Annotated in this window: 16 protein-coding genes; 8 read left to right on the forward strand and 8 right to left on the reverse strand. The window is 66.3% G+C overall.

From position 1 onward, the window contains the following. Nucleotides 1–31: 31 nt before the first annotated feature. A complete protein-coding gene (locus QX094_RS09105) occupies nucleotides 32–1,333 on the reverse strand; it encodes a Xaa-Pro peptidase family protein (RefSeq protein ID WP_316170769.1) in 1,302 nt (433 codons plus the stop codon). Between the two features lie 122 nt (nucleotides 1,334–1,455). Between QX094_RS09105 and QX094_RS09110 the strand changes: the two genes are divergently transcribed. The 3 genes from QX094_RS09110 to QX094_RS09120 are packed head-to-tail and all read left to right on the forward strand — an operon-like array spanning nucleotide 1,456 to nucleotide 4,139. Next, nucleotides 1,456–2,517: a LacI family DNA-binding transcriptional regulator gene (locus QX094_RS09110; RefSeq protein ID WP_316170768.1), complete on the forward strand. Its 1,062-nt coding sequence runs from the start codon at nucleotides 1,456–1,458 to the stop codon at nucleotides 2,515–2,517. A 57-nt stretch (nucleotides 2,518–2,574) separates the two neighbouring features. Continuing rightward, a complete protein-coding gene (locus QX094_RS09115) occupies nucleotides 2,575–3,393 on the forward strand; it encodes a CoA transferase subunit A (RefSeq protein ID WP_316170767.1) in 819 nt (272 codons plus the stop codon). Then, the gene (locus tag QX094_RS09120; protein ID WP_316175704.1) at nucleotides 3,390–4,139 is read left to right on the forward strand and encodes a CoA-transferase; all 750 of its coding nucleotides are present in this window, start codon (nucleotides 3,390–3,392) and stop codon (nucleotides 4,137–4,139) included. Before QX094_RS09115 ends, QX094_RS09120 begins: the two co-directional genes overlap by 4 nt. Before the next feature lie 358 nt (nucleotides 4,140–4,497). Here the strand turns inward: QX094_RS09120 and QX094_RS09125 are convergent, their stop codons facing one another. Continuing rightward, nucleotides 4,498–4,956 (reverse strand): hypothetical protein, encoded by a 459-nt coding sequence (locus tag QX094_RS09125; RefSeq protein ID WP_315716325.1) that lies wholly within the window; start codon nucleotides 4,954–4,956, stop codon nucleotides 4,498–4,500. Between the two features lie 112 nt (nucleotides 4,957–5,068). Further along, entirely contained in the window at nucleotides 5,069–6,541 is a 1,473-nt protein-coding gene (locus tag QX094_RS09130; RefSeq protein WP_316170765.1) for a radical SAM/SPASM domain-containing protein, read from the reverse strand. A 79-nt stretch (nucleotides 6,542–6,620) separates the two neighbouring features. Here QX094_RS09130 and QX094_RS09135 point away from each other — a divergent pair, with 79 nt between their 5' ends. The 4 genes from QX094_RS09135 to QX094_RS09150 all read left to right on the forward strand — a co-directional run bounded on the left by QX094_RS09135 (nucleotide 6,621) and on the right by QX094_RS09150 (nucleotide 9,006). Next, on the forward strand, nucleotides 6,621–7,082 hold the full coding sequence (locus QX094_RS09135) for a DUF1843 domain-containing protein (RefSeq protein WP_315716327.1): 462 nt from the start codon (nucleotides 6,621–6,623) through the stop codon (nucleotides 7,080–7,082). A gap of 19 nt (nucleotides 7,083–7,101) precedes the next feature. Beyond that, a complete protein-coding gene (locus QX094_RS09140; protein WP_315751390.1) occupies nucleotides 7,102–7,572 on the forward strand; it encodes a hypothetical protein in 471 nt (156 codons plus the stop codon). 94 nt (nucleotides 7,573–7,666) lie between these two features. Further along, entirely contained in the window at nucleotides 7,667–8,095 is a 429-nt protein-coding gene (locus QX094_RS09145) for a hypothetical protein (RefSeq protein WP_315826541.1), read from the forward strand. Next, the gene (locus QX094_RS09150) at nucleotides 7,984–9,006 is read left to right on the forward strand and encodes a caspase family protein (protein ID WP_316185476.1); all 1,023 of its coding nucleotides are present in this window, start codon (nucleotides 7,984–7,986) and stop codon (nucleotides 9,004–9,006) included. The genes QX094_RS09145 and QX094_RS09150 overlap by 112 nt, the downstream gene beginning before the upstream one ends. 5 nt (nucleotides 9,007–9,011) lie before the next feature. On the opposite strand, the gene QX094_RS09155 is transcribed toward QX094_RS09150, so the two are convergent. Next, entirely contained in the window at nucleotides 9,012–10,484 is a 1,473-nt protein-coding gene (locus QX094_RS09155) for a D-aminoacylase (protein WP_316187840.1), read from the reverse strand. A gap of 255 nt (nucleotides 10,485–10,739) precedes the next feature. On the opposite strand from QX094_RS09155, the gene QX094_RS09160 reads away from it, so the two are divergent. After that, complete coding sequence (locus tag QX094_RS09160; protein WP_315826538.1) at nucleotides 10,740–11,777, forward strand: zinc-dependent alcohol dehydrogenase family protein; 1,038 nt, start codon at nucleotides 10,740–10,742, stop codon at nucleotides 11,775–11,777. Nucleotides 11,778–11,803: 26 nt separating this feature from the next. Here the strand turns inward: QX094_RS09160 and glgA are convergent, their stop codons facing one another. From glgA to QX094_RS09180, 4 genes are all read right to left on the reverse strand, one after another. Next, nucleotides 11,804–13,270 carry a glycogen synthase GlgA gene (glgA, locus tag QX094_RS09165; protein WP_316187841.1) on the reverse strand — a complete coding sequence of 489 codons (1,467 nt, stop codon included), beginning with the start codon at nucleotides 13,268–13,270 and terminating at the stop codon, nucleotides 11,804–11,806. Then, nucleotides 13,267–14,532 (reverse strand): glucose-1-phosphate adenylyltransferase, encoded by a 1,266-nt coding sequence (gene glgC / locus QX094_RS09170; protein WP_316175700.1) that lies wholly within the window; start codon nucleotides 14,530–14,532, stop codon nucleotides 13,267–13,269. Before glgC ends, glgA begins: the two co-directional genes overlap by 4 nt. A 144-nt stretch (nucleotides 14,533–14,676) precedes the next feature. Beyond that, complete coding sequence (locus QX094_RS09175; protein ID WP_316175699.1) at nucleotides 14,677–15,624, reverse strand: carbohydrate kinase; 948 nt, start codon at nucleotides 15,622–15,624, stop codon at nucleotides 14,677–14,679. Beyond that, nucleotides 15,624–17,273 carry an FGGY-family carbohydrate kinase gene (locus tag QX094_RS09180; protein WP_316175698.1) on the reverse strand — a complete coding sequence of 550 codons (1,650 nt, stop codon included), beginning with the start codon at nucleotides 17,271–17,273 and terminating at the stop codon, nucleotides 15,624–15,626. Before QX094_RS09180 ends, QX094_RS09175 begins: the two co-directional genes overlap by 1 nt. Between the last annotated feature and the right edge of the window lie 21 nt (nucleotides 17,274–17,294).

Here is a 17,294-nt window from a genome sequence, read left to right on the forward strand (position 1 = left end):
GACCACTCTCCTGGTCGCACCGTCCGTTCGCTCAATAGCGGTTGGCGATCGGCAATTCCTCGGCCGGGAACAGCGTGATCACCTGACAGCCCTTGTCGGTGACCACCACCTCCTCCTCGATCCGCGCGGCCGAGAAGCCGTCGGTCGCCGGACAGTAGGTCTCGAGCGCGAACACCATCCCGGTCTTGATCTCCATCGGATTGTCCAGCGAGACCAGCCGCGAGATGATCGGGCGCTCATGCAGCGCGAGCCCGAGGCCGTGGCCGAACTGCAGGCCGAAGGCGGCCATCTCCGAGGGAAAGCCGAACTCCTCGGCCTTAGGCCAGACCTTGGCGACGGTGTCGGTCGAGACGCCCGGCTTGATCAGCGCGATCGCATGATCGAGCCATTCGCGGCACTGCTTGTAGGCGTCGTGCTGCGCCGGCGTGGCGCGGCCGACGTTGAAAGTGCGGTAGTAGCAGGTCCGGTAGCCCTGATAGGACTGCAGGATGTCGAAGAACGCCTGGTCGCCCGGACGCAGGATGCGGTCGGTGAAATTATGCGGATGCGGATTGCAGCGCTCACCGGAGATGGCATTGATCGCCTCGACGTCGTCGGAGCCCATCTCGTAGAGCATCTTGTTGGCAAGCGCGACGATGTCGTTCTCACGCACGCCCGGCTTCAGGTGCTCGTAGATCGAATGATAGACGCCGTCGACCATGGCCGCGGCCTGGTTGAGCAGCATGATCTCGTCGATGTTCTTGATCTCGCGCGCGTCCAGCATGACCTGCTGGCCATCGACCACCTTCATGCCGGCCTTCTGCAGCTCGAAGAACATCGCAGTTTCCGCAAGGTCGACACCGACCGGCATGTCGGCAACACCTGCAGCGCGCAAAAGGCTCATGACCTCCTCGGCATGCGCCTTCATCAGCCCGACCGCGGGCGGCACGGTGCCGCGCATCCCGAGCATGCCGGCGCGGCAGTTCTCCGGCGCCAGCCAGTCGCAGAACAGACGATGGTGGACGGCTGCCGAACCGAAATCCCACACGATCGGCTCGCCGTCGCCGGCCAGCAGCGCGAAACGGCACAGCTTGTCGCGCTCCCATTCGCCGATCTTGGTGCCGGACACGTAGCGAATATTGTTGACGTCGAACAGCAGCAGCGCACCATAGCCCGACGCCTTCAGCGCCGCGCGCGCCCGCGCCAGTCGGTAGCGCCGCAACCTGTCGAAATCGACGCGGCGCTCGAAATCCACCGAGACATGGCCATGCGACGGAATCGCCCGCCCCCAGCGCCAATGCGGATCGAGATGCTCCGGACTGACCAGATGCGGCTTCAACGCGCTGGCTGTCATGTGGACGTTTCCCATTGTGCTGTTGCAATCGATTGCAGAGCCGGATTTATTGCACGCACACAAAATGTGTCAAGGTACCGCGCGATCAAAACGTCGTTGCGCTGCGGCATCGGGGAGCGGGGATGAAACGGACGTCGCCATCGACAAGGAGCCCGCGCGCAACGGCGTCCTCACGCCCGACGATCAAGGACGTCGCCGCGCGCTGCGACGTGCATCCCTCCACGGTGTCGCGCGCGCTCAGCCCGGCCATGAAGCATCTGGTGGCGGGCGATGTCGTGGAGCGGATCCAGGCCGCCGCCAACGCGCTCGGCTATCGGCTGAACATGGCCGCCAAGGGCCTGCGCACCGGGCGCAGCGGCCTGATCGGTGTGCTCGCGCCCGATATCGCCGATCCCGGCTTCCCGCCCGTGCTGTCCGGCATCGCCGATCATCTCAACGCCGAGGGCTATGCGACGATCGTCGTCGACGTCGGCAGCAAGGGCTCGGAGCAGGATCTGGTCGACCGGCTGATTGCCCGCGGCGTCGACGGTCTGGTGCTGGCGACGGTGAGCTTGCGCGACGATGTCGTGAAGCACTGCCTGGACGCGGCGCTACCGGTGGTGCTGGTCAATCGCGTCGATGCCGCCGGACTCCTGCCCTCGGCAGCCAGCGACGATGCCGCCGGCATGCGTCTCGCCGTCCAGCATCTCGTCGCGCTCGGCCACCGCTGCATCGGTCACGTCGCGGGCCCGCAGCACATCTCGACCGGTGCACGGCGCCGCGCCGGCTTCGAGGCCAGCATCAGGGTCGCGGGACTGTCCGCCCGCCATGCGCCGGTCGAAGCCGTCGAAGCCTATACGCGGGCGGCGGGTCGCGAGGCTGCGCTGCGCCTGCTCGCGCGGCGGACGCGTCCGACCGCGATCGTCGCCGCCAATGATCTGCTGGCGCTCGGCGTCTATGACGCGCTCGCCGCGCGCGGCCTGACCTGCCCCGGTGATATCTCCGTGGTCGGCCACAACGACATGCCGTTCGTCGACATGGTCGCGCCGCCGCTGACCACGGTGCGGATCGCCCAGCGCGACATGGGGGAAGCCGCGGCGCGGCTGCTGCTCGACCGCCTTGCCGGGCGCGAGGCAGCGACCGACCACATCGTCCTGGCGCCGGAGCTCATCATCCGCGGCTCGACGATCGCATACCAGCACTGACAGGTCCGCGGGGCATCGCTAAACTGCGCGGCAAAGCAACAACGGGAGGATACGCCGATGACGGAGATGGTCGGTCTGGAGGCGCTCGTCGCATCCATCGCACCGGGGCAATCGATCGCGATCCCGGTCGACCGTGCCGGCGTCTCGATGGCGGCGACGGCGGCCATGATCGAGGCCGGCCTCACCGGACTGCATCTCGTCTGCGTGCCGATATCAGGCCTCCAGGCCGATCTGCTGATCGGCGCCGGCGTGGCCGCGGTGGTGGAAACCAGTGCCGTCTCGCTCGGCGAGGCCGGCGGCGCACCGCGCTTCGTCTCGGCCGTGCGCGACGGCAGCATCCGCCTGCGCGATGCCACCTGCCCTGCGATCCATGCCGGCCTGCTGGCCGGGCAGAAGGGCGTGCCGTTCATGCCGATCGCAGGCATCATCGGCAGCGATCTGCTGCAGGTCCGCCCCGATTGGAAGGTGATCGACAGTCCGGTCGGCGAGCCCGGCAAGGTGGTCGTGGTGCCGGCGATCACGCCCGACGTGGCGCTGTTTCATGCTCCCGAGGCCGACCGCTTCGGCAATGTCCGCATCGGTCGCTACCGCGAGCTGGCGACGATGGCCTATGCGGCGAAGCGCACGCTGGTCACCGTCGAGCGCATCGTCGATCGCGATTTGATGGCAACCGAAGACTCGGCGGCCGGCGTGCTGCCGGCGCTGTATGTCGATGCCATCGCGGTGGCCGCGAACGGGGCCTGGCCGCTGCCGCTGTGGGATGAATACGAGACCGATGGCGCAGAGCTGGCGCGCTACGCCGCGATGGCGCGCACCGACGAGGGCTTTCGCAGCTATCTCTCCGCCTTCCTGACCCGCTGCAAGGAGGTGGCATGACCATGCACGATGAACGCGCGCGCAAGGAGCTGCTGATCACCACCATCGCCGACCTGCTCGATGGCATCCGCCATGTCGCTGTCGGCGCCTCGTCGCCGATCCCGGCGGCCGGCGCGATGCTGCTGCGCGCACGGAACGCGCAAGCGGGCAAGCCGCCGGTCCGCATCTCGATCCTCGGCTCGAGCCGGCACAATTTCTTCACCAATGGTGGCGTCGAGCTGTTCGACTGCGCCGCGCAGGGCCGCGTCGACGCGTTCTTTCTCGGCGGCGGTCAGATCGACGGCAGCGGCAACATCAACCTGGTCGGCACCGGCGACTATCCGCGGATGGATGTGCGCTGGCCGGGCTCGTTCGGCTCGGCCTATCTCTACCATCTCATTCCGCGGGTGATCCTGTTTCGCGAAGAGCATTCGCCGCGCGTGTTGGTGCCGAAGGTGGATTTCGTCAGCGCCGCCGCGACCACGCCGGAGGTGAAGCGGCGCGGCGGCCCGCAGGCGCTGCTGACCAATCTGGCGCTGTTCGATTTCGACCGCGAGCGCGGCAGCTTCCGGCTGCGCTCGGTGCACCCGGGCTACTCCGCCGACGACGTGCGCGATCGCACCGGATTCGATTATACGGTGCCGGAGATCGTGCCGCCCACGCCCGCGCCGGACCGGGCGACGGTCGAGCTGATCCGCGGCCGGATCCTCGACGAGCTCGCCGAATGCTATCCGGAATTCGCGCGCGCGATGGCTGCAGCGGCTTAGCTAGCGATCCAGGCTACGCCTGTTCATGCTGGTGCCGACGCCAAAATTGGATCGCCAATTGGATGGATAGGCCACCGCGCGCCGCGGGGCGGGCATTTTGAACTCGGCAAATCCGCCAAGGCTCAAATGGACGAACGAGTAAGAAAACTCAGGCCCATCGCCATTCCGCTGAGCTATGCTGCGACCGGAACGGTTTGCCGCCACTGGTAGCGGCGGGTCTGGCGCACGCGCCGTCCACGATGCCCGGGGGGCCAAAGCCGCCCGTCGACTCGGTCGGCATCATGCGATGCCGCGCCGGTGAAACCGGCGCACGGGCAAGCCGCGCGCCGCCTTCAGCGTTGATCAGTTTCACTGTTGATCAGTGACGTGCCGCCGCAGCACCGGCATAGACACCGGCAATGAAGGCCGCCGCCGCTCCGGCAACGGGCGCCAGCGCCGGAACGAACTTCGCGCCTGCCGCAGTATCGATGATCTGCTGCAGCGCATTGCCGTCCTTGGCCTGGGCGGACTCCTGGTAGATGCGCGTTGCGGCTGCTTCGATCTCGGCGAAGGTCGCCGTGCAGATCACCTTGTCGATGCCCTGATACGATACAGGTCCGGCTTTGCTGTCGTGAAGGTATTGATGCGTGAGTTGCAGGCCACCGCCGATGATCGCTCCTGCGGCTGCAGCGCCGAGCGCCAGCACGGCGGGCGCGATCTTCGGCCCGAATTCCTTCGCGCCCGCTGCTCCTGCTTCAGCGAACGCCAGAGCCGGCATGTGCAGCCAGGACACGGGAATGTTCGCCAGCGCGGCTCTGACGTCTTCATTTGCATTCATGGGATACTCTCCTCGGTTGGGTTTGATTGGACCAGACGACTTTCGCCAGCGCCTTCCCGCGGCCGCAGGTACCGACGAACGACTCCGCTCAACCTGCGGAGGCGCCCTTCGGTCAGGCGGGCGCCGCGATACGGCGCAGGATTTGTTCGATCTCGTTGTGGTGGTGCATGACGCGTTGCACGACCCGCACGTGATCATCGGCACTGTTCGTTGCGTCCGCGCCTGCGTGGCAATGCGGGCATTCCGGCTCTCCCTGATAGAAGAAGTGCTTGCAGGACTCGCAGAGCAGCAGCTGGTCCAGCCTCGCCGCCGCGTCAGGCGCGAGATCCTGGAACTCGTCGCTCGCGTACACTTCCTGGCCGTATCGGCGGCCGTGGGCGTCCTCGATCATGATGTCGAAGCAGCCATGGTCGAACGGCTGTCGTCCCGATGGCCTCGTCCGCTGCACGATCACCTCGCGCCAGCCGCGTTCGGCCAGCCGCAATACCCGGTAGTGGCAGAACGGATTGTTGCCAGGCCGTCCCGACAGCACGTGCGTGGTCCAACTGCACCCGGCGCGGCACATCGGACCGTAGTAGCATTTGGCGCAGAACCCCCAGCGGCGCCCGCGGCTCTCGTCGAGATCGCGCATGAAACGCAGTTCGGCGCTGTCGTTCCAGATGTCGGTAAATGATCGATCGCGGATATTGCCGCCGACATAGGCGGCCGTGGGGAGCGACGGGCAGCCCTTGATGGCGCCGTCAGCCTCGATTCCCAGGCCAGCCCGTCCGGCCTGGCAGCCGCCGTAGTATTCGAATCGTCCGGAGGTACTGCGCCAAGCCGCTTCGTATGGGCCAAAATACCCGATGTTGTTACCGGGCATAAGCTGCAGGCCGCGATCGAGGCCCTCTTCGAACAGTGCAAACAGCTCCGGCATCAGCGCAGCGAGATCGAAGGGCTGCAGCAGCAAGGATGGAGCATCGGCCGCATTGCCCATGGGCACGGTGAGCTGAATCTGCCAGGCGGAGGCCCCGGCGTCGATGATCGTATCGAAAATGTCGCGCAGGCCGCCCAGGGTAAGACGATTGACCTGCGAGTTGGCGGTCGCCATCAGCCCATGCTTTCGCGCGTTCCGGATCGCGGCCACCGCTTGGCCGTGGCTGCCCTTGATACCGCGGAGCCGATCATGTGTAGCGGCCGGGCCGTCGATGGAAACGCCGACGGTCTTGAGTCCGGCGCGCGCGGCTGCTTCGATCTTCGCTTCCGTGAGTGCCCGGGCGCCGGTCTGCAGGCCGCAGACAATGCCGTTGCGAGTGATCTCCTCGACGAGGACCAGCCAATCGGGGCGGAGGTAAGCTTCGCCGCCGATCAGAACGATCTCCTTGGTGCCAGCGCGCGCAAGTTCGCCAATCAGAGCGATGCATTCCGCGGTGGTCAGCTCGTCATTGCGAGGTGCGCCGGCCCGGGACCCGCAATGGCTGCACTTCAGGTTGCAGAGGAGCGTGATCTCCCAGACCACATAGCGCGGTTGAGCGGTAGGCAAGCCGCCGGAAGGGATTGATCGGACCGGCATCTCGGTATCGGCGTGGGGTACACGAGAGAACATGAAATTTGCCGCGACATCGTTGACGATTGGTATCGTAAAATACTAACCTTAGATTGTATAGAGGACGAGGGAGGCGAATTTGGCGAAGGAAGGCGTTCCAGGCGGAGTGGTGCCTCTGTACGGCCTTGCGATCGGCAATGCGCTCGCAAGTGGCGGTATCACTCTGGACGAGTTGGTCACATTGCGCTCGCACGCGAAGGCGATCGTCGACGCTCAAGGCGATCTGGTTTCTGCGGTGAACGCGCTCGACGAGGAAATCGTCAAGCGCGGCGGACAGGCGGCCGCCAAGGGCGCGGCGCCTGCCGAGGTCGTGCCATCCGAACGCTTCACCGTGCAGATCACCGGCCTTCCGATCGAGCCACAGGCGAGACAGAGCATCGAGCAGGCCGTCAATAATGCGGTGAAGGCTGCCATTGCCGCTCACGATAGCGGCGGCGACCTGAAGATCACGGCGTTGTCTCAAATCCAATCGTTCGGGGGAACGCACGGCGGCGCCACTGCGGGTCTGATCGCCACGATCGATCTTCAGTCAGCGCCTTGAAGGTCTGGAGGAGGACATCATGACCGAGAAGAGTACAGCTGGCGGAATCGCATCCTTCGCCGGTGGAGCAATCATGGTCTATGGCGTTGCCATTGGCAACGCGTTGGCGGCGGCCGTCAAAGGGCCCGCATCCATCGACGATCTGGTGTCGTTGCGCGACCATGCGCGCCAGATCGTCGGCGTCCAGGGTGATCTTGTCGCTGCGCTGGCCGCTTTGGACGCTGAGATTGCGAAGCGTGGAGGCGCCAAGGCGGCGCCGGCGCCGGAGATGGAGCGCTTCGTCGCTCAGATCGATGGCGGTCCGCTCTCCGGCCAGTTGAAGTCTGAGATCGAGCAAGCCATTCAGAAGGCGGTGACGGCTGAAATCGCAAAGCTCGATACGCGCGGCGACATGGTTGCGACGCCGCTGTCGCAGATCAAGGCGTTCGGAGCGGGACCTGGCTCCCACATTTACGGAGCTGTCTATCGACCGAAGCTGGATAATCCCTGAGTGCGGTCGAATGCCCGGCACACGTTCGGATCACGGCGATGTCCAGACCAAGCAAGCCGGGCGAGGCGAGAGCTAATCGAGAGGCGTTCAGGCGATGTCCGATGCAGCATCCGTGAAGCCGAAGTCGGTGCCGATGTGCCCGAGTTCGCGCTGCGCCGACGGCAACACGCTGCTCGGCATCGTCAATGCCGAGGGCCGGATCGATTTCATTCCCGAGCGCTTCGAGGTCGACGCCGCCTTCGTCGCGATCGCCCGGCAGGGACGTCCGCCGGAACAGCGCTTCCGCTTCTCGTCGCCGTGCCTCGCGCGCGGCTGCGGAAAGTGGGACGGTAAGCGCTGTGGCGTCGCCAAGATCCTGAACGAGCACGGGCTGGAGCTCTTGCCGAATGAGCGGACCGTGGCGCTGCCGCGGTGTTCGATCCGCGCGAACTGCCGTTGGCACGGCGACTACGGCGATGCGATCTGCGCGGTCTGCGCCTGGGTGGTCACGGAAAGCGGCAATCGGCTCGAACCGCCGGCTTGATGTTTGCGAGCCGAGACATCAGGGGGACGGAAATGGCCAAGGGCATTTCGCTGCATATCGGTCTCAATCGGCTGGATCCGAAGCACTATGCTGGGTGGGACGGCAAGCTGAACGCCTGTGAGAATGATGCGCGCGCAATGGAGGCGATTGCGAAGACGGCGGGCTATCGGACCGGCATTCTGCTCAGCGAGCAGGCCACGCGCGGCGCCGTGACCGACATGCTGACGATGGCCGCCCGCGACTTGAACAGCGGAGACATTCTGCTGCTGACCTATTCGGGCCACGGCAGCCAGGTTCCGGACCTCGATGGTGACGAGATCGACGCACTCGATGAGACCTGGTGCCTCTATGACGGACAGATGATCGATGATGAACTCTATCGCGTGTACGGCGCGATCTCCGATGGTGTTCGTGTTCTGATTCTCTCCGATTCCTGCCATAGCGGCACTGTGGCCAAGGTGAGCTACTACGAGATGGCGCAGGCCGCCGGCTTCGCCGGGAATTTGGATATCGCCGTGGCCGGCAGGGCCGCGACGAAAGGGATCAGCTATGCGCCCAAGTTCTTGCCGCAGGATATCGCCCTTCGTACTTATGAGCAGAACCGCGCATTTTATGAAGCCATCGGCCGGGCCGCAAAGGGCGCGCCGGGTGCGAAGTCGAGCGATGTCGCCAAGGCCAGCATCCGTCTGATCTCGGGCTGCCAGGACAATCAGGTGTCATTCGATGGCGCCATCAACAGCGTCTTCACCGCGGCGCTGCTGCTGGTCTGGGCGAACGGTCAATTCAAGGGCAACTACAACGATTTCCACCTTCAGATTCAGCGCAAGATGCTGCCGACGCAATCGCCGAACCATTACAGGACCGGCAAGGAAGATCGTGAGTACGACAGCCAGCGCCCGTTCACGATCTAGCTAGATCACCGCCGTGATCCGCGCGTGATCACCTGCCCCGCACGCGCCTTCTGGTGCGTGCCCTGCCACCAGGTCAGCGCGCCATTGACGATGACGGCCTCGATGCCGGCGGCCGGCACGCAGGGGGCATCATAGGTCGCGCTGTCCCGGACGCTGGCGGCATCGAAGATCGTGATGTCGGCATGGTTGCCGACCGCGATCGTGCCGCGTCCCTCGACGCCGAAATTCCGCGCGGTCAGCCCGCTCATCTTCCACACCGCGGTCTCCAGCGAGAACAGCTCGAGCTCGCGGCAGTAGTAGCCGAGCACGCGCGGGAACGTGCCCCAGAGCCGCGGATGCGGACGCTCGCCGAACGGCAGCCCGTCGGAGCCGATCATGGTCGGCTCGAAGGCGAGGATGGTCTGCACGTCGGCCTCGTCCATCGCGAAGTAGATCGCCGACGCCGGCTGCAGCCGCTTGGCGGCTTCGAGCCGGTCGACGCCCCAGCCCGCGGCGATGTCGGCGAGATCCCGACCCGCCATTTCCGGATGGGGTCCGGAGGCCGCGACGACGACCTTGACCTGCAGCTTGGCCGGGTCGGTGTGCAGCATGGTCGACGAGGCGTTGTAGGGATAGCAGTCGAGTGCGACGCATTGGCAGCTCATCGCCTTCGTGATCAGCGGCAGCGTCTCCCTGGTGCGGCCGAAATTCGCTGGCCCCACCACCTTGTGATGCGAGATCACGACCTGGACGTCGAGCGCCTTGCCGATGGCAAAGCTCTCCTCCAGCGACTGGATCACCTCGTTCGCCTCGTTGCGCATATGCGTGGCATAGACGCCGCCGCTGCCTGTGAGCGGACGGCACACCTCGATGATCTCCTCGGTCGGCGCCGCCTCCGCCGGCGGATAGAACGTCCCGGTCGAGACGCCGATGGCGCCGGCGTCGAGCGCCTCCTGCACATGCGCGCGCATCTCGGCGATCTCCACGTCCGTCGCGGCCCGGCCGAGGTCGCTCACGACCGACGCACGCAGCGCGGTGTGGCCGACCATGGGCGCCACGTTGACCGCCGCGGGCGCCGTGCGCAGCGCGGCGACGTAGTCGGCGAACGCGGCATACTCGACCACCTGTCCCTCGCTCGGCGATAGCAAGCCGAGCGGCATCGGCCGCGGCGAGCCCGGCTTCAGCGGCGCGATGCTGACGCCGCAATTGCCGGTCACGACGGAGGTCACGCCCTGCGAGACCTTGCAGGTCATGTCGGGATCGACCAGCACGGCGCTGTCGTCATGGGTGTGGGAGTCGATGAAGCCCGGAGCAACGATGAGGCCGGTGGCGTCGATCTCCCGCCTGGCTCGCCGGCCGTCAAGCCCGCCGATGGCGACGATGCGGCCGTCCTTGATGCCGACATCCGCCTCGAAGCGTGGCGCACGCGTGCCGTCGATGACGGTGCCGCCGCGGATGATCAGGTCGAAGGACTCGGACGAAGGCTGGTTGTCGGTCATGAAATCTCACGCGGAATTGTAGGAAGCCGGGAGACTATCCGCGAGCCGCACCGATGCGTCCAGAGCGATGCGCATGTGATCCGAGCCGGGCTGGACTGCATTGGAGGCGCGACGCGCGTCCGCCGTCGCCTTTCGTCCTGGCCACCCGGGACACACGATAGTGATAGGGACTCTGGCCAGGATTGATACGCCTCAACGGCGCGCGACCTCTCTGGCGCCATCCATCCTCCGGGAAGCAACCTGCGGAGGTACGTCATGAAAGCCCTGGTCTATCATGGTCCCGGCCAGAAATCTCTCGACGAGCGCCCGAAGCCGACCATCATCGAGCCTGGCGATGCGGTGGTCAAAATCCTGAAGACGACGATCTGCGGCACCGACCTTCACATTCTCAAGGGTGACGTGCCGACATGTACACCGGGCCGCATTCTCGGCCACGAGGGCGTCGGCGTGGTCGACGCGGTTGGCAGCGCCGTGCGCGCGTTCAAGCCGGGCGACCACGTCATCATCTCCTGCATCTCGGCCTGCGGAACCTGCGACTATTGCCGGCGCGGCATGTATTCGCATTGCCGCCATGGCGGCTGGATCCTCGGCAACAAGATCGACGGCACGCAGGCCGAGTATGTTCGCACGCCTCACGCCGACACCAGCCTCTACCACGTGCCTCCTGGGACTGAGGAGGATGCGCTGGTGATGTTGAGCGACATCCTGCCGACCGGTTTCGAATGCGGCGTGCTCAACGGCAAGGTCGAGCCGGGATCGGCGGTGGCGATCGTCGGCGCCGGCCCGATCGGATTGGCGGCGCTGCTGACGGCACAGTTCTATTCGCCGGCCGAGATCATCATGATCGACCTCGACGACAACCGGCTCGAGGTCGCCACCCGCTTCGGCGCCACCAGCGTCGTCAACAACGCCGACGGCAAGGCCGTCGAGAAGGTCCTGGCGCTGACGAATGGCCGCGGCGTCGACACCGCGATCGAGGCAGTCGGCATGCCCGCCACGTTCGTGACCTGCGAGGACATCATCGCCCCCGGCGGCACCATTGCCAATGTCGGCGTGCATGGGGTCAAGGCCGACCTGCATCTGGAGAAGCTGTGGGACCGCAACATCGCGATCACGACGCGGCTGGTCGATACGGTGACGACGCCGATGCTGCTGAAGACGGTGCAGTCGCGCAAGCTCGAACCGAAGCGGCTGATCACCCATCGCTTCAGGCTTGATCAGATCCTCGATGCCTACGAGACGTTCGGCGCCGCGGCCAAGACCCATGCGTTGAAGGTTCTCATCGAGGCATAGGCCTCCCGACCCGTACGCCGCGGCGCTCAGCCTGCCGGACGCCGCTGCGCGACGATCTGCCGGTAGAGTTCGGCGTAACGGCCGGCGCGGTGGCGCCAGGAGACGTCGGTCAGCATCGCATTGAGCTGCATGCGGGTCCAGTTCGAGGCGTTGCTGCGCGCGGCGTAGAAGGCCGCCGCGGCGCGGCGCAGGGTCTGATCGAGCGCCTCCGCTGTCACGGACGCGCACTTGAACCCGGTTGCGGCGACGCCTGCCTCGGTCTCGTCAATGACGGTGTCGGCGAGACCGCCCACCGCAGTGACGATCGGCAGCGCGCCGTAGCGCAGGGCGCAGAGCTGCGTCAGCCCGCACGGCTCGAACCGCGACGGCACGACCAGCGCATCGCAGCCGGCCTGGATGAGATGCGCCAAGCCCTCGTCGTAGCCGATGACGACGCCGATCTTTCCGGGATCGTTCGCGGCCGCGGCACGGAACGCGTCGCGCAGCTCGGCCTCGCCGTCGCCGAGCAGCGCCAGCTGGATGCCGCTACTGGTCAAGGTCGGCAGGCAGGACAGCAGCAGGTCGAGCCCCTTCTGCGAGGTCAACCGGCTGACGACGCCGAGCAGGAACGTCTCCGGCGCCACCTGCAGGCCCATGCGCGTCTGCAGCGCGGCCTTGTTGGGCGCCCGCGCCTCGATCCGGTCGATGCCGAAATGCGAGGCGATCGCCGGATCGCTGCCGGGATCCCACACCGCCGTGTCGATGCCGTTGAGGATGCCGACGAGGTCCGACGCACGCTGACGCAGCAGGCCGCCGAGGCCCATGCCCTGCTCGTCGCTCTGGATTTCCCGCGCATAGGTCGGCGACACCGTCGTGATCTTGTCGGCGAACTGCAGACCCGCCTTGAGGAAGCTGATGTCGCCGTAATATTCGAGGCCGTAGATCGAGAAGGATTCCGGCGGCAGGCCGAGCGGCGGCAGGAAGTGGCGCGGAAAGCGGCCCTGGAACGCCAGATTGTGCACGGTCACGACCGTGCCGGGATGCGGCCGGTGGCTGTACAGCAGATAGGCCGGCACCAGCCCAGCCTGCCAGTCGTGGCCGTGGACGACATCGGGCACGAAGGCCGGCACCGCGCCGAGCCCGATATAGGACGCCGCGCGGGCCAGTGCCGCGAAGCGGAACGCATTGTCCGGCCAGTCCTTGCCGTCGGGCCCCAGATACGGGTTGCCCTCGCGGTCGTAGAGATGCGGCGCGTCGAGCACGAACAGGTCGAGCGCGCCATGGCTGCCGCCGAGCAGCCTGGCGTTGCCGCCAAAGAAGTTCGGCAGCGAGCTGATCTCGCTGGCCTGCTCCAGCGCCTTCATGACCGCGGGATAGCCGGGAATCAGCGTGCGGACCTCGACGTCCTCCGCCAGCAGCGCCCACGGCAGGGCGCCGACGACATCGGCGAGGCCGCCCGTCTTGACGATGGGATAGACCTCGGAGGCAACCGACAGAACGCGCAGTGGCGTCATGAATTGAGCCCGTCGATCATCGGCTGGGTAATCAAGGTCACGCCGTTCTCCGTGGTCCTGAACCGCTTGGCGTCGAACTCCGGATCCTCGCCGACCACGAGCCCCTCCGGAATCTGCACGCCGCGATCGACGACCACGTTGGTCAGGCGCGCATGGCGCGCGACGTTGACGTAGGGCAGCAGCACCGCGTTCTGCAGCTTGGCGTAGGAATGCAGATGCGCTCCCGTGAACAGCAGCGAGCGCTGCACCTGGGCGCCGGAGACGATGCAGCCCCCGGACACCAGCGAGCAGGTCGCCTCGCCGCGGCGGCCGTCCGTGTCGTGAACGAACTTGGCCGGCGGCGTGATCTCAGAATAGGTCCAGAGCGGCCAGGAGCGATCGTAGAGATCGAGCTCGGGCACGACGTCCGTCAGATCCAGATTGGCCGCCCAATAGGCGTCCACCGTTCCGACGTCGCGCCAGTAGCTGCCCTGATCGTGGGCGGCGCGGACACAGGAGCGCGAGAACTGGTGCGCCACGGCGCGGCCGTTTCTGACGATGTAGGGAATGATGTCGCGACCGAAATCATGGTTGGAATTCGGGTCCGCTGCGTCGCGCTTCAGCTCCTCGAACAGGAATTTGGCGTCGAACACGTAGATGCCCATGCTCGCGAGCGACTTGTCGGGCTTGCCCGGCATCGGCGGCGGATCGGCCGGCTTCTCGATGAAGTCGCGGATCGTGTCGTCCTCATTGATGTGCATGACGCCGAAGCCTGAGGATTCCTCGCGCGGCATCTCCAGGCAGCCGACGGTGACGTCGGCGCGCTGGTCGACATGCTGCTGCAGCATCAGCTCGTAGTCCATCTTGTAGATGTGGTCGCCGGCCAGCACGACGATGTATTTCGTGTTGTAGGTCTCGAGAATGTCGATGTTCTGGTACACGGCGTCGGCCGTGCCGACGTACCACATCGTCTCGGAGACGCGCTGGCTCGCCGGCAGGATGTCGAAGCTCTCGTTGCGCTCGGGGCGGAAGAAGTTCCAGCCCATCTGCAGATGCCGGATCAGGCTGTGCGCCTTGTACTGTGTCGCCACGGCGATGCGCCGGATGCCGGAATTGACGGCGTTCGACAGCGCGAAATCGATGATGCGCGACTTGCCGCCGAAATAGACGGCGGGCTTGGCGCGCCGGTCGGTCAGCTCCAGCAGCCGGCTGCCGCGTCCGCCAGCCAACACGAAGGCCAGCGCGTGACGGGACAGCGGCTCGGTCCGTGCGGCGGGTGCCATGGTTCTCCTCCCTGCAACTCTTTGTCGCGTCAAGATTTCCGCGGCCCGGGCAGAGGAGTCTCGCGATCGCGCTTCCTCGTCCGGTACTCACATATGACGGGGGAACAGCCAACCAGTTCCCAATGACGAGTGCAATGGGGAGCTTCAGCCCAGGCGATCCCAGGTTGCAGCCACGTCGTCCCAGCGCGGCGGGTCGGCGCCCTCGCGGGTGCAGGTGACGGCCGCACAGGCTGCGGCAAAGGCGAGCGCCTTGCGCATTTCGGTCTGGCTCAATCCTCTCAGGGCCTCCCGGTCGATGCGGCCGAGCTTGCGCAGCGCGAACAACAGCCCCGCCTGGAAGGAGTCGCCGGCGCCGATCGTATCGACCACCTCGATCGCGGGGACCGCAACCTCGACCGCGCCGGCCTGCGCATGCCAGCCGAGCGCCCCCTTGGGACCCCGCGTGACGACGACCAGGCTGGTGCCGCGCGCCAGCAGCGCGCCCGCCCACGCAGCGTAGTCGTCGTGGCCATGCAGATAGTCGAAATCGACATCCGACATCTTGATCAGGTCGGCGCTCGCGGCGAACCCATCCATGTCAGCGCGATAGCCGGCCTTATCAGTCACCAGATTCGGACGGCAGTTCGGGTCGAAGGAGATCGTCACCGCGCCCTGCGTGGCGGCGATCAGTGCACGGGTCTCCGCGGCACCGAGATCGTGGATCAGCGTGGTCGATCCGACATGGATGGCGTCGATGTCTGCAAAGGCAATACTGCCCGGCCGGAACGTCCACTTCCGCGCGGCGGTCTCGGCGTCGTAGAAGGCATACTGCGCCTCGCTGCCGACATGGCGCACGAAAGCGAGCGTGGTCTGGTCCGGGCTGCGCGTGGCGTAGCCGAGGTCGACGTTCGAGCCTTGGGCATGCGCCGCGATCATGGTGCCGAACAGATCGGTCGAGATGCCACCGACGAAGCCCGTGGGCGCGCCGAGCCGCGCCACGCCGACGGCGACGTTCAGGCAGGAGCCGCCGACCACTGGCCGCAAGGCATCGCGCCCGTCGGCCAATCTGGCCGGGACGAAATCGATCAGCGCGTCGCCGCAGCTCAGGATCATCAGCGTGCCTCCTCATCGACACCATGCATCACGGAACGGCTCTCGCGATCAAGCGTCCGCAGCATGCCGTGGATGCGCCGCTTGCGGCGATGGAAGGCCGCGATGTTCGGATCGGTCGGGTCGCTGAGACGCCCGAGCGAGGACATCGAGGCCATCGTATCGCCGATCGAGCGGAAAGCGCCGCTGGCGACCGCGCCGAGCATGGCCGCACCGAGCAGCACCGGCTCCTGGGTGCCCGGCAGCGCCACCGCCATCCCGGTCGTATCTGCCATGATCTGGCGTACCAGCGGGCTGCGTGAGGCGCCACCCGCCATGACCAGCGTCCGGCTGGTAACACCGTTGACGGCGAAGGCATCGATGACGTCGGCAAGGCCGTAGGCGAGCCCGCACAACCCGGCCATGAACAGCCGCTCCATCGCGGAGACGTCGGCATCGAGATCGAGGCCGGCAATGACGGCGCGCGAGTCCGGATCGGCATAGGGCGAGCGGTTGCCGAGAAATTCCGGGAGAATGTGAAGATCACGCGCCAGCAGCGCCGCGCTGCCGGCATTCGGCACCCGCGCCATGATCCGTTTTTCGAGCAGGGTGATCAGGTCGAGCCCTTCCGCGCGCGCCGCAGCGGTCGCCTCGGCCGCGGCCGGGTGCGAGCGCAGCAGATGATCGATCGCCGCCCCCGCGGCAGACTGGCCACCCTCGTTGAGCCAGAACCCAGGCACCATGCCCTGATAATACGGTCCCCACACGCCGGACACGAAGGACGGCACCCGCGTCGTCGCCATGATGCAGGCCGAAGTCCCCATGATGTAGGCGAGCCGGTCGCAGACATCGACCTCCCCGCCGTCAGCCGCGCGGCCACCGATGGCGCCGATGCCGCCGGCATGGGCATCGATCAGCGCGGCTCCGACCGGCGTACCCGCGACGAGCCCGAGTTGTTCGGCCGCGTCCTGCGACAGCCCACGGCCGAGCGGCGTACCGGGCGCGACGATCTCGGTGCCGATCCGCGCGTAATCCTCGCGGACGAAATCCTCCAGCCCGATACGGCGAAAGAAGGCCGCGCTCCAGCGCGTCTCGTGCGCCAGATAATTCCATTTGCAGGTGACGGTGCACATCGAGCGCGCCAGAGAGCCTGACGCACGCCAGGTGAGGAAGTCGGCGAGATCGAAGAAATGGCCGGCCGCATCGAAACTCTTGCGCAGATGCCGCTTCAGCCACAGCAGCTTCGGCATCTCCATCTCCGGCGAGATCGAGCCGCCGACATAGCGCAGCACCTCGTCTTGGGTCGCATTGATGTCGCGGGCCTCGGCCAGAGCGCGATGATCCATCCACACGATGACATTGCGGCCGGCGTCGCCGGAGCCGCTGACGGTGACCGGCGCGCCCTGGCGGTCCAGCACCACCAGCGAGCAGGTGGCATCGAAGCCGATCCCCTTGATCAGCTCCGGCGCGATCGCGGCTTCCGCTAGCGCGGCTTTGACCGACGCGCAGCACGCACGCCAGATGTCGTCGGACGACTGCTCGACGACATCGCCGGCCTCGTGCCAAGTCTGGATCGGATGCCGCGCCGCGGCAAGCAGCCGGCCGTTGCCGTCAAAAATCCCGGCGCGCGTGCTGGTTGTGCCGACATCGACACCGATGAACGCCTGCCGCATGTTTCGCTCCCGTCAATTTTG

This window comes from Bradyrhizobium sp. SZCCHNS1050 (assembly GCF_032484785.1).
In the GTDB taxonomy this organism is placed as follows: domain Bacteria; phylum Pseudomonadota; class Alphaproteobacteria; order Rhizobiales; family Xanthobacteraceae; genus Bradyrhizobium.